Below are 12,602 nucleotides of genomic sequence, written 5' to 3' on the forward strand. Positions count from 1 at the left end.
CAGATTGAAAAATAGGGGTCAATATCGAAATGATGAAAAAAGCTATGCTTGTACCACAGAAATCCAATCCTAAAATTTATTTAGGACACATATGAAGACAATCGATTACGGATTCTATTTATTGCAATTTTTTTAAGATTATGTGTCTGCAAAACAACCTATTTACAATGACCCTATTGGACTTAACTATATAGGCAGCATTTCAATAAACATCTTGAAGGAACGTATAGCAATAAAAAAAGGGCATCCAATAGATCGGATACCCTGATGGCATCATTAGTCGATGTTGATTTTGTAAATAGCTTCTGCTTCTTTGTCATCAAATTGGCGCATTTGTGTGATCAGTTTCTTTTTCATCAGTTTGACGACGCTTTGATAGGCAGGATCCTTGTAAACATTATGGAGTTCATTGGGGTCCTTTTGGAGGTCAAAGAGTTCCCAATTTTCAATTCGTTTATAATAGCGGATCAATTTATAACGGTCATTACGAACACCAAAATGGGGGCTCACGGCATGTTCTCCATTTTCAAAATAATGATAGAAAAGATCTTTTCGATGTTCCTCTTTGTTATTTTTCAGGACATGTACAAAAGATTCACCTTGCATGTCTTTCGGTTTTTTGATAGCAGCTAACTCCAATAGCGTGGGAGCTATATCAGCGTTGACAATTTTGGCGTTTATGGTTGATTTTGAGCGTAATAGGGCTGGGTACCGCATGACCATTGGGGTACGAAAAGATTCCTCATACATCCAACGTTTGTCGAACCAACCATGCTCACCCATATAAAAACCTTGGTCTGAAAGATAGATTACAATTGTATTTTCACTGAGTGGTTTTTGATCCAGATAATCTAGTACTTTCCCTATATTGCGGTCCATAGATTGGGCAGTATTGAGATAATCAATCATATAACGTCTGAACTTCCATTCTGCAAGTTGCTTGCCCGTCAAATTACCTTGCTTTAGTTGTTCATAAATGGGCCGGTAATAGGCGATATAGCTATCCTTTTGAGCTTGGTTCATCCGCTTGAAGTTACCGTCGGCCATCATGTCTTCGAACGAATTGAACATTTTGAGATCGTAGCCCATTTTCATGTCCTTGTCAATGGACATTTCCTGCAATGCTGCTGCCGACCTACTTTGGTAATTGTCGTAGAAAGTAGCGGGTAAGGTGAAATTTACAGTATCGTAGGTGCCGAAGTCCTTTGGATCTGGCATCCAGGTACGGTGTGTGGCTTTATGACCGATGACTAGACAAAATGGCTTATCAGCGTCTACCGTATCGAGCCAATTAATAGCTTTTTCGGTTACGATATCAGATACATACCCTTCAGCGCGTTTGCGGCCCTCTTTGCTGATAAAATCTGGATTAAAATAGGTTCCCTGCCCAACAAGAATGTCATAATAGTTGAAACCCTGCAGTTTGTCTCCTAAGTGAATTTTACCCACCCAAGCGGTATTGTAACCTACGTTTTGCAGCTGTTTCACAAAAAGATCCTGACTAAAGTCGAATTCAGAAGTTTCATTGTCTTTGAATCCATTTTTATGGCTGTATTTACCCGTTAATAATGTCGCTCTGGATGGTCCGCAGATGGAATTGTTGACGAAGGCATTTTTAAATAGTGCACCCTGATCAGCGATGCGGTCTATTTGTGGTGTTTTCCCGTATTTCGAACCATAGGCACCGATTGCTTGATAGGCATGATCATCGGAAATAATGATGATGATATTAGGCATTTTTTGTGCAGAAGCATTTTTATAGAGAAGTGTTGCGATTACGGCAAATAAAAAGATGCTGAGTTTCATTGTGTTTTTTGGTTTAAATTGAATGTATCAAGCTTTTTTAAGCTATGCTATTTGAAAATAGTGTAAATTTCACGATGGTGATAACGCTGACTAAGATAAGGATTATTATGTATTACATAAAATAATTGAGTGATTGAATTTACTTTTTCATATCATTGTCTCTATGTATTTTTGATGCAGATTAAAATAAAAACAAAGGATAGATCAGATCTTTTTTTATACTACAATTATGGGATTTAAGTTGTTATTTAAGGGTATACTTTTGAGGGCTTTAGTAGGCGCTTGGAGTCTAAAAGGGTTGTGTCAAGAGGCAAAACCACCAATAATGGGTTGGAGCAGCTGGAATAGCTTTCGGATCCATATTGATGAAAAGTTGATTCGGGAACAGGCAGATGCCATGGTCGCGACTGGCTTGCACGATGCGGGATACAGTTATGTCAATGTGGATGACGGGTATTTCGGGGGGCGTGACCAAGCGGGAAAACTTTACGAAGACCGTTCAAAATTTCCCGGTGGAATGCGGGCCCTATCCGATTATATTCATTCTAAGGGATTAAAAGCGGGATTGTATTCGGAAGGTGGAAAAAATACCTGTGGTTCTATCTGGGACAAAGACCCAAAAGGCATCGGGGTAGGGATGTATGGACATGAAGACCAAGACGCGCAGTTATTTTTTAAAGAGTGGAATTTTGATTTCATCAAAGTGGATTGGTGTGGTGGATTGGAAATGAAGCTAGATGATCGCGAACAATATACAAAAATAATAACGGCAGTGAAGGCTGTTCGCCTAGATGTAGGCTTTAATCTTTGCCGCTGGCAATTCCCGGGTGACTGGGCAATTAAACAAGTGGATTCCTGGCGTATCTCGCAAGATATACAACCAAATTTTGCTTCAGTGTTGCATATTATTGATCTCAATCGTAATCTTTATCCCTATAGCTCTCCGGGGCATTATAATGATATGGATATGCTTCAAGTGGGTAATGGAATGACTCATGAAGAGGATAAAACGCATTTCTCGATGTGGTGTATGTTGAATTCACCTTTGATGGCTGGAAACGACCTTCGGAAAATCTCGAAACAGACACTTTCTATATTGACTAACAAAGAGCTCATAGCTCTGAATCAGGATAAGGCTTTTAAACAAGCACAAGTCGTTCATAAAGCGGGTGAGGTAGAAGTCTGGAAAAAAGATCTGGCAGATCCAAAGCATAAAGCATTTGCAATTCTTAATCGGTCGGACAAAGAAACGATGTTTAAACTGGATATTAAAGCGCTGAATTTGTCTCCAAAAAATCGCGTCAGAGATTTATGGCTTCATCGCGATGAAGGAAACCTTGGTCAGAATACAAAATTCATTCTTCCTCCGCATGGAATCATTGTACTGTTGCTGTCTGAATAACAAAGTGTCAAATTGTACGATAACCAAGTAAAAGGATTAAGTGGAGATGCTTTAAAGAAAAAGCCCAATCATATGATTGGGCTTTTTTATAGTGTTGTAAATCAATCATGTTAAACAGATTATCCAATAGATTTCTTATATAAAAAGAGTCGCTGATAATGATTGTCAAGATGCTTGCGCATGGCATTTCGAAAAACCTCGGCATTGCCGACCTTCAATATATCAACTAGGCCTCGGTGTGAAATAAAGCTTTTCGATGAACTGGGACTAGTCAGTAAGCCGCTGCTATGGACATATTGAAAAACAGGTAACAGCATGTTCTGGAAATCTTTGAGAATCGTATTTCCAGTGATTTCATAAAGCTTACCGTGAAAGGCTACTTCAGTTTCAATGTCGAAAATTGTATTATCTGCATTTATAGGTTCCTTGGCAACGATCGCTTCCAGCTCCTCAATGTCTTTTTCCTGTATATGTTCAAAAAGAATATCCGCCATACCCACCTCCAGCACCATGCGCATTTCAAAAAGATCCTGTAAGGTCTTGTTTTCCATAATGGTTGGGTAAAGTGATTTGCGTAGCGGTTTTATGAGATCTGGACTTGTTAGAACGGCCCCACGATGTTTTTTTGATTCGATCAATCCGACCATACGTAACCGCAACATAGCTTCGCGAACTACTGTACGACTTACACCAAGGGTTTCGGCCAATTCAATTTCCTTAGGTAAAGCATCTCCAACCTTTAAGCCTTGGTTGACAAAAAGATTGATGATTTCTTTTTCAGCACGGTCTACTAGTGAAGAGGTATCAATTGTATTAAGATGTTCTATCAGCGAAGAATTCGGTTCCATATATATTACATATCGCGCATTAGGCGCATTAAGACAAAGATAATTAATAAAAGTGATTAATATGTTATACATAATTTGATTTAAATTTGTTTTTTACATTTAGTAATTTATATATTTGTATATATGTAATACTTAATACAAACCAATATGTATTCAAACCTAAAATTACGAACCCTTCTCACGCTGTCTGTTTTGATGGGCAATTTGCTTTTAGCCCAGGCACAAGACCATGCGGTGCGGGGAAAAATTACCGATGCAAAGACAGGGGAGTTGCTCGGCAACGTGACTGTAAAAGTCAAAGGATCCAACCAATCTTTGCAGACAAATGCTGATGGGACTTTCTCAATCAGTACCAATCCCAATACTATTTTAGTCATCACGTCTACGGGGTATAGACCATATGAAGTAAAAGTTGGACAATTAAATCAATTGGATATCAAACTCGAGTCCAAGGTTGAGCAAATGGATGAAGTTGTGGTGGTTGGATATGGAAAAATGAAAAAGGCGAATTTAACGGGGTCTGTTAGCAGCTTGGATAAAAAAGTGCTTGAAACTGGAGTTCGTTCGAACCCAGCTTCTGCTTTGGCGGGTACAATACCGGGTATTCGGGTCCAGCAAACTTCAGGAAGACCGGGAGCTGTACCCACAGTTGTGCTTCGTGGCGGAACTACCTATGGCGGCGGTGGTACCCCATTGGTCATTGTTGATGGGTTGATTAGAAATGGATTTAATGACATTAATCAAAATGATATCGAATCAATAGATGTCTTAAAAGATGCTTCTGCTACAGCTATTTATGGTGCTAGAGCTGCAAACGGTGTAATATTGATAACCACAAAAAGGGGAAAAGAAGGTGTTTCCAATATTACATTGTCGTCTAAAGTTGGTGTCAATAAATTGAACAACCCTTTTGATTTCCTGAGTGCCAAAGATTACTTAAACTGGAGTAGAAAAGGTGTTCAGGTATCGGGGCAATATCAACCGTCCCAGTTGAATCAATTGACGAGTGTGGGGCCCTTTGGTACGGGGAATAAATATAAGGATGATAAGGGAAATATCTTAGATGGCAATCTTACGAGCAATGCAGTGTGGAGTACCATGTTGCTCGATGATACCAATCGTGAATTGTTGCAACAGGGATGGCAGACTATGATTGATCCTGTAACAGGAAAAGAATTAATTTTTAAGGATTTTGACTATGCTAAATACGCACTTCGTGATGCTAGTTTGACGCAAGATTACAATATCGCATTGCAAGGTGGGAACGATAAAGGTAAATATTATGGAAGCGTGGGGAAATATAATGAGAAAGGGATGCCAATCAATACTTTTTATGATCGTACAACTTTTGTATTGAATGGTGAATATAAAGTTAAGCCTTGGCTACATTCATTATCAGGTGTGAATTTCGCGTATACAAAATGGCGTGACGCTATTAACGGAGAAGGAAACTATATGACGCGGGCATTGGGGGCTCCTCCAACAATGCGTGGTACGAACGCCAATGGTGATCTACTCGTTGGTCGAGATTATCAAGATGGGAATCCTGTGGTAAATGACGATAAGTTCATTCGTAAAAACCTAAATCAGAAGCTTACGCTTACCCAAGCTTTTACAATTAATTTTTTAGAGAACCTTAGCTTACGTGTAAGTGGTAACTGGTTTTTCAACCAATCTACTTCGGAGTCCTTTAATAGAGACTATCTAGCCAGCCCAGGAAATTATGTTCGCACAAGAAATTCCTCGGCTTCCTATGATAAAATATATAATCAAACCTATAATGCCGTTTTAAATTACAGAACTGAAATCGCGAGTTCGCATCATATCGACGCTATGTTGGGTTCTGAATTTTTTGATACTTATAACAATGGATTTACAGCGGCTGGAAGTGGGGCTCCCACAGACGACTTTATGGATCTTGGATTAACGAGTCCAGATGCCAATAAAAGAAGTATCGATTCATACCATGATCGACAACGTATCATGTCCTATTTTGGACGCGTAAACTATGACTATAAAGAAAAATACCTTTTGACATTGACTGCACGTAGAGATGGTTATTCGACATTGCTAAATAATCGATGGGGAACCTTTCCTGGAGTTTCAATCGGTTGGGCACTACATCATGAAGATTTCTTGAAGGATTATTTAGGGACTGATAAAATCGTAAATACGTTAAAATTACGCGCTAGTTATGGGGGAAATGGTAATGTCAGTGGAATCGGATCTTATACACTTCAAGGTTCATATGGCACAAACAAGTATGATGGGCAAGTGGGGTACACAATGTCTACGCTTTCAATTCCAAACCTCAAATGGGAAAGTCTGATTACAAAAGAAGTAGGACTTGAATCCAGAATCTTAAATAAGATTGATTTGAGTCTTGCCTATTATCATCGAACAACTAAAGATAAGATCGCAAGCCTATCATTACCATCTTCAGCCGGTTTTACCACAATTACGACCAACAATGGCGATATGCAGAATCAGGGAGTCGAGATTGGGGTGAATTATCAAATTCTACGGAGAAAAGACTGGGATTTGAGCTTTAACTGGAATACGGCCTACAATAAAAACAAAATCTTAAAACTACCATTTAATGGTGTTGAAAATAACAGGCAAGGCGGTTTACAGGTTTATGATCCAAAATCCAAAGAACTCGTTTGGGTAGGGGGGAATCAGGAGGGACAAGACCCGAATGTTGCTTATGCTTATGAAGCCATCGGGATCATTCGGACAAAAGAACAGTTGGATAGCTATGCCTTGCAATTGAAGGATCTGATCGGTGCGCGTACATTGGTACATCCTGATGTCTATAATGCGATGTCCAGCAGTGAGAAGAATTTATACTATCCATTAGCTTTAGGCGATGTTATGTGGAAGGATGTAAATGGGGATGGTATAATCAATTCTTATGATAGGGTGTATATGGGAAATACAGTACCGAGATGGACGGGCGGTTTTGGGGCTGCTTTACGCTGGAAGAATATTAGTTTGAGTACCCGTTTTGATTATGCATTGGGATATGTTGCTTATGATGGACCGAGAGCTTGGTTTCTTGGAATGATGCAGGGAACATTCAATACGACAACAAGTGTATTTGATACATGGACACCTGAAAATCCAAACGCAAAATATCCGACTTATTATTGGGCTGATCAATTATTTAAAAATAATACCAGTCGGGAAAGTAGTATGTTTTATAATAAGGGGAATTATCTGGCATTTAGAGAGATCAATGTGTCTTATCGATTGCCAAAATCCATTGCTAACCGATTAAAAATGGAAGATTTAAGCATCTCCGCGACAGGCCAAAACTTACACTATTGGTCAAAAAATACGTTGTTCTCCCCTGAAAGTGGAAGTGTTGGGCAAAATGGCGGTGGGTACCCTCTTCCTAAAACATTTATACTTGGGCTTCAATTAACATTTTAATTCCAAATTATGAAAAAGATATTTATATATATAGGTCTTGTAGTTTTTCTGTTTTCTTCTTGTAAAGAAATTGACCTAGACCTTAGTCCCGAGGATTACTTTGCCAGTGGGAGTTTCTGGAAAAGCAATGAGCAGGTCGCTGGAGCCATGCTGGGGCTTCATACTCAATTGCGTGGCCAACAGCAAAACCTATGGAATTTGGGTGAACTGCGTGGGGGAACCTTAAGAGATGGTACCAGTTTTACAGGAACAGCATCATTGAACTCAGCAGGGATAATTACACAGGATATTCGTGAAAGTTCTCCTGGCATATCGGGCTGGGCTGGATTGTACGCGCCAATTTTTCAGGTTAATAATTTTATTTATCAGGTAGAGAAAGCTGATTATTTGACAGATGTGCAAAAGGGCTATTATTTGGGGCAAGCCTACGGACTGCGTGCTTTTTATTATTTCTATCTGTTTAGAACCTATGGCCGGGTGCCTTTGGTGACAGAACCACAAGCCGCAATTAATACCCCGACCTCAGCGGAAGAGGCATACAAAGCGCGAACAGAAACGGAAAAAGAAACCTTAGACTTTATCAAATCGGAAGTTGATAAATCGGAAAAATCGTTTTCAGGAAATTATGAGACTAAAAATCAAAAAGCACAATGGTCTTTGGCAGCAACAAAAATGTTGAAAACAGAGGTGTACTTATGGTCGGCCAAAGTTGATATGGATGGAAAGGCCCCAGAGAATAGTCTTGCGGAATTAAAACTCGCGAAAGCCGCGATAGAAGAAGTAATTCCTAAATATACGCTCGTCAGCAATTTTGCAGAAGCCTTTAAATCTGCCAGTGTACCAGCGATGAAAGGTAATTCTGAGATGATCTTTGTACTTCGTTACCTAAATGGAGAAGCAACTTCATTTTTCAGTAATTTCATTTATGCAGCAAGTGATGATATTACTGGTTATGTAGATGATAATGGACTGGCAATTCCAAAAGATCCTCTTCAGACCGGGGCTACAGGTTTGATCCGTTATGAGTATAAAATGGATCTCTATAGATTGTATGAAAAAGCTGATACAAGGGCAAATGCAACATTTCTGAATTTTAATAAAGGAAATACATCTGCAGTAGTATTTAGAAAATTCTTGGGAACTTTGATAGACGGTGTTCGTAACTATACCGATGATTATCCTGTTTATCGCTTATCCGAAGCTTATCTATTGTTGGCGGAAATTAAGAATAAATTGGGCGAGGATCCAACTGCTGAAATCATGGCTGTGCGTAACCGCGCCTATGCTGGAAAAGCGCCTTTGTTTATAAATGGCAGTTTTGAGGCAAACGAATTAGCGATCTTCTATGAACGTACGAAAGAATTTGTGTCCGAGGGCAAGCGATGGTTCGATTTGCGACGCATGCAGGATGTCACTGGAAAGCCTTTGTTATTTCGTAAAGATTTAAACTTAGTCGGCGTATTGAACAACATTGATGGTCAGAAGCATAAAATCTTATGGCCAATAGACTTGGGGACACTTACTGCAGATCCTAAATTAAATGATCAGCAAAATCCGGGTTACAAGGGAACCTAAAAACGAATAGCCTGTCTCAACGCTATGCGAGGATCTGAGGCAGGATATTGTTAACTATTTATATAAAATACCATATGCTAGACCAAAAAATCTCAGGATTAATTGCAGCGCCATTTACTCCTTTCGATGAAAACGGAGAATTGAATCTTGAGCTGATTCCGCAATACTATGCGATGTTAAAGCGCAATCGGGTAACGGGTGCCTTTATTTGTGGCTCTACCGGAGAAGGGGTGTCGTTGACTTTTGAGGAAAAAGTTGCGGTCATGACTGCTTGGGCCAGATTAACGAAAGAGGATAATGCATTTACACTCATGATGCTTCTTGGCGGAACGAATATCAAAGAATGCCAACAATTGGCTAGGCTGGCCGAGCAAGCAGGGGTAGATGTTGTTTCATTTACTTCACCATCTTATTTCAAACCTGCTAATGTGGAACAATTGGCAAAATGTTGTGTCGAAATTGCTAGTGCAGCCCCGAATACGGCTTTCTATTATTATCATATCCCGGTATTGACCGGTGGAAACTTCCAGATGATCGACCTGTTGAAGAAAATTGATGGCGTAATACCAAATTTTAAGGGAATCAAATATACGCACGAAGATTTTATGGATTTTCTAAGCTGTCTGAATTATGCAGATCGGAAGTATGATATGTTATGGGGAAGAGATGAGAATATGCTGTCCGCTTTGGTATTGGGTAACAAAGGAGCTGTCGGAAGTACCTATAACTACGCTGCACCTTTATATCTTGAGCTTATAGAGGCTTATGACCGGGGAGATCTTGAAAAAGCTAATGCTTTGCAGCAGCAATCTATCGATATGATCACATTGTTAGGAAAGTATGGTGGTATTTCAGTAGGAAAATCGTATATGAAATTGATTGGCCTTGACTGCGGAGCATTTAGACTACCCGTAAAGAATATTTCTGCGGAGCAATTTGAACTCTTTGAGAGTGATGTGAACAAACTTAATTTTCAGACGTTTTGTGCACAGTAAAATAGATCTCCCTCTCGAGATGGGTATCATGAGTGCTTACATCGAGAGGGAAATTACAGGCTGAACTGTAGGTTCAAGAATAAATAGATATGACAAAACAACATTGGATGGGAGTTATTGTGGGAATACTGTTTACAGGTGCTGTTCATGCACAGGGTGGTCGATTGGAATGGCATAAAGGCATTACATTGCCAGCTATGCAAGATGGAAAGGGGCATATTGGTATGGCAGGACCAATAGCTGGTGTCACAGGCGATTGTCTCCTGGTTGCTGGTGGGGCGAATTTCCCGCATTTACCCCCTTGGGAAGGTGGGGCGAAAGAGATCCAAAAAGATGTTTTTATTTACGGAAAAAAAGGGGGACGACTGAGCTTAATAGCCCAGGACAGTCTTCCTATAGCGGTTGCTTATGGTGCCAGCCTAAGTCTACCCGATGGATTGCTGGTTATCGGTGGAGAGACTCCTGATGGAAAAACAGCCGCCTGTAGAATGATTAAATATGATGGCTCTACCAAGAAAATTACGGTGTCAGACTTTCCGAACCTCCCATTTCCATTGGCTAATATGGGAGCGGTAGTTCATGGAAATAAACTTTTTATTGCCGGTGGTGAAAGGCCTGATGCTGTATCGGATCAAGTGTTAAAATTGGATTTAGCACATCTTGAAAAAGGATGGGTCTGTGTGGGGAAATTACCCTATGCAGTCTCCCATTTGCAATTGTTGTCTGATAGTCAAAATGGCCTTTATCTGCTTGGTGGAAGAAAGGCTCATCCAGAGAGCCCTTCAACATTATACCATGAACTGTGGTGCTCAACCGATGGTGGTAGTACTTGGTCCAAACGGACCGACATTCCTTTCCCTGCTGCAGCAGGAACAGCTTGTGTATTGCCCGACCAAGGAATATGGTTGTTGAGTGCAGATCGGGGCAATACCTTTCATCAGGTGGAAGCGCTGATCTTTGATGCTAAAAAGGAAACAAATCCATCACGGCGACAGAAATTGATTGATGCCAAGAATAAATTGCAAATCAATCATCCCGGTTTTGGCAGAGCAGTATGGCGTTATGATCTGAAATCGGCGGAATGGAAGCGGATGGGGGATTTGCCGTCGGATGGACCTGTAACCACGACAGCTGTTGTTTGGGGCGACATGATCATCTTGCCCAGTGGCGAAATTAAGGCAGGCGTTCGTACTCCGGAGATTTTAGTAGCCACATTTTCTAAGAAATAGGATTGAAAAAATAAGATATAAAGAACTCAATATAAACCTGATAAACTTGAAATGATCTCTTCTTTACGACATAAATCTTTTTACCCATGGCTCGTTGTAGCCCTCCTTTGGGGGGTAGCTCTGCTGAATTATATGGATCGGCAGATGCTATCAACTATGCGTGAAGCCATGCAGGTCGATATTCCACAGCTGCAGCGTGCCGAGACTTTTGGTGTATTGATGGCCGTTTTTCTTTACATCTATGGTATCATGAGTCCTATAGCCGGTATCGTTGCCGATCGCAGTAATAGAAAATGGCTGATCGTAGGCAGTCTTTTTGTGTGGTCGGCCGTAACGTATGGCATGGGGATGGCGCACGATTATGCAATGCTATTGGTTTTACGGGCGATTATGGGATTTAGTGAAGCATTGTATATCCCCACAGCTCTTTCGCTGATCGCGGATTACCATACCGGAAAAAATCGATCGTTAGCGATTGGCTTACATATGACCGGACTCTATACAGGTCAGGCCTTGGGTGGTTTTGGTGCTACATTGGCCGCTTCAAAAGGATGGCATACCGCTTTTCATTGGTTTGGAATTATCGGAATATGTTATGCGGTCCTATTAGCGATCTTGCTTGTGGAGAAGAAACATGAGCCATCCCTCGAGGAGCCTGCTTCGGAAGGACGATTGTCTCTTCCCAAAAGTTTATTGTTGCTATTTTCCAATGTGGCGTTTTGGATTCTATTATTTTATTTTGCGGCTCCAAGCTTACCCGGCTGGGCCATCAAAAATTGGTTGCCAACCTTGTTTGCCGATAGCCTGAATATTCCAATGGCCAAAGCTGGTCCATTGTCGACCATCACAATCGCGATCTCATCATTTATTGGAGTTATCGTCGGCGGAATACTAAGTGACCGATGGGTACAAAAGCATATCCGCGGCCGCATTTATACCAGTGCAATTGGGCTTGGATTAACCATACCAGCTTTATTGTTTTTGGGATTAGGCCAGACCTTACCTGCGGTGGTTGGAGCCGCAGTCTGTTTTGGAATTGGATTCGGCATATTCGACGCCAACAATATGCCTATCCTATGTCAGGTTGTTCCTAAAAAATTGCGCGCAACCGCTTATGGTTTTATGAATATGGTGGGCGTGTTTGCTGGAGCAGTAATTACGCAATGGTTAGGGAAATTTAAGGATGAAGGTCATTTTGGGTTAGGCTTTGCACTATTAGGGGCAGCGGTACTGCTAGCGCTACTCTTGCAACTCCTGTTTCTCAAACCCAAAACAACGGAGAAGTAATCGCTTTTATTTCCTGAATGAATAG

Annotated in this window: 8 protein-coding genes; 6 read left to right on the plus strand and 2 right to left on the minus strand. The window is 40.7% G+C overall.

Annotation, left to right across the window (positions count from 1 at the left end):
* Nucleotides 1-276: 276 nt before the first annotated feature.
* Nucleotides 277-1,806 (minus strand): sulfatase family protein, encoded by a 1,530-nt coding sequence (locus L1283_RS17170; RefSeq protein ID WP_286852129.1) that lies wholly within the window; start codon nucleotides 1,804-1,806, stop codon nucleotides 277-279.
* Between the two features lie 325 nt (nucleotides 1,807-2,131).
* Here L1283_RS17170 and L1283_RS17175 point away from each other — a divergent pair, with 325 nt between their 5' ends.
* A complete protein-coding gene (locus L1283_RS17175; RefSeq protein ID WP_232475685.1) occupies nucleotides 2,132-3,208 on the plus strand; it encodes a glycoside hydrolase family 27 protein in 1,077 nt (358 codons plus the stop codon).
* A 119-nt stretch (nucleotides 3,209-3,327) separates the two neighbouring features.
* On the opposite strand, the gene L1283_RS17180 is transcribed toward L1283_RS17175, so the two are convergent.
* Nucleotides 3,328-4,056 (minus strand): FadR/GntR family transcriptional regulator, encoded by a 729-nt coding sequence (locus L1283_RS17180; protein WP_075991250.1) that lies wholly within the window; start codon nucleotides 4,054-4,056, stop codon nucleotides 3,328-3,330.
* Nucleotides 4,057-4,203: 147 nt separating this feature from the next.
* Here L1283_RS17180 and L1283_RS17185 point away from each other — a divergent pair, with 147 nt between their 5' ends.
* The 5 genes from L1283_RS17185 (at nucleotide 4,204) to L1283_RS17205 (ending at nucleotide 12,577) form a co-directional block, all read left to right on the plus strand.
* Nucleotides 4,204-7,491, plus strand: coding sequence for a SusC/RagA family TonB-linked outer membrane protein (locus L1283_RS17185; RefSeq protein ID WP_088160383.1), 3,288 nt, complete (start codon nucleotides 4,204-4,206; stop codon nucleotides 7,489-7,491).
* 9 nt (nucleotides 7,492-7,500) lie between these two features.
* Complete coding sequence (locus L1283_RS17190) at nucleotides 7,501-9,066, plus strand: RagB/SusD family nutrient uptake outer membrane protein (RefSeq protein WP_088160384.1); 1,566 nt, start codon at nucleotides 7,501-7,503, stop codon at nucleotides 9,064-9,066.
* Nucleotides 9,067-9,140: 74 nt separating this feature from the next.
* Nucleotides 9,141-10,061, plus strand: coding sequence for a dihydrodipicolinate synthase family protein (locus L1283_RS17195; protein WP_286735933.1), 921 nt, complete (start codon nucleotides 9,141-9,143; stop codon nucleotides 10,059-10,061).
* Between the two features lie 89 nt (nucleotides 10,062-10,150).
* Complete coding sequence (locus L1283_RS17200) at nucleotides 10,151-11,290, plus strand: hypothetical protein (protein ID WP_088160386.1); 1,140 nt, start codon at nucleotides 10,151-10,153, stop codon at nucleotides 11,288-11,290.
* A 51-nt stretch (nucleotides 11,291-11,341) separates the two neighbouring features.
* Nucleotides 11,342-12,577 (plus strand): MFS transporter, encoded by a 1,236-nt coding sequence (locus L1283_RS17205; RefSeq protein ID WP_145328188.1) that lies wholly within the window; start codon nucleotides 11,342-11,344, stop codon nucleotides 12,575-12,577.
* The last annotated feature ends 25 nt before the right edge of the window (nucleotides 12,578-12,602 follow it).

The organism is Sphingobacterium sp. HSC-15S19 (genome assembly GCF_050433745.1).
GTDB lineage: Bacteria > Bacteroidota > Bacteroidia > Sphingobacteriales > Sphingobacteriaceae > Sphingobacterium > Sphingobacterium siyangense.

Excerpts from the sequence above, each read along its gene's own strand:
- L1283_RS17185 (WP_088160383.1), top strand. The coding sequence starts at position 4,204 with ATGTATTCAAACCTAAAATTACGAACCCTTCTCACGCTGTCTGTTTTG.
- L1283_RS17200 (WP_088160386.1), top strand. The coding sequence starts at position 10,151 with ATGACAAAACAACATTGGATGGGAGTTATTGTGGGAATACTGTTTACA.
- L1283_RS17175 (WP_232475685.1), top strand. The coding sequence starts at position 2,132 with ATGGGTTGGAGCAGCTGGAATAGCTTTCGGATCCATATTGATGAAAAG.
- L1283_RS17190 (WP_088160384.1), top strand. The coding sequence starts at position 7,501 with ATGAAAAAGATATTTATATATATAGGTCTTGTAGTTTTTCTGTTTTCT.
- L1283_RS17180 (WP_075991250.1), bottom strand. The coding sequence starts at position 4,056 with ATGGAACCGAATTCTTCGCTGATAGAACATCTTAATACAATTGATACC.
- L1283_RS17205 (WP_145328188.1), top strand. The coding sequence starts at position 11,342 with ATGATCTCTTCTTTACGACATAAATCTTTTTACCCATGGCTCGTTGTA.
- L1283_RS17195 (WP_286735933.1), top strand. The coding sequence starts at position 9,141 with ATGCTAGACCAAAAAATCTCAGGATTAATTGCAGCGCCATTTACTCCT.
- L1283_RS17170 (WP_286852129.1), bottom strand. The coding sequence starts at position 1,806 with ATGAAACTCAGCATCTTTTTATTTGCCGTAATCGCAACACTTCTCTAT.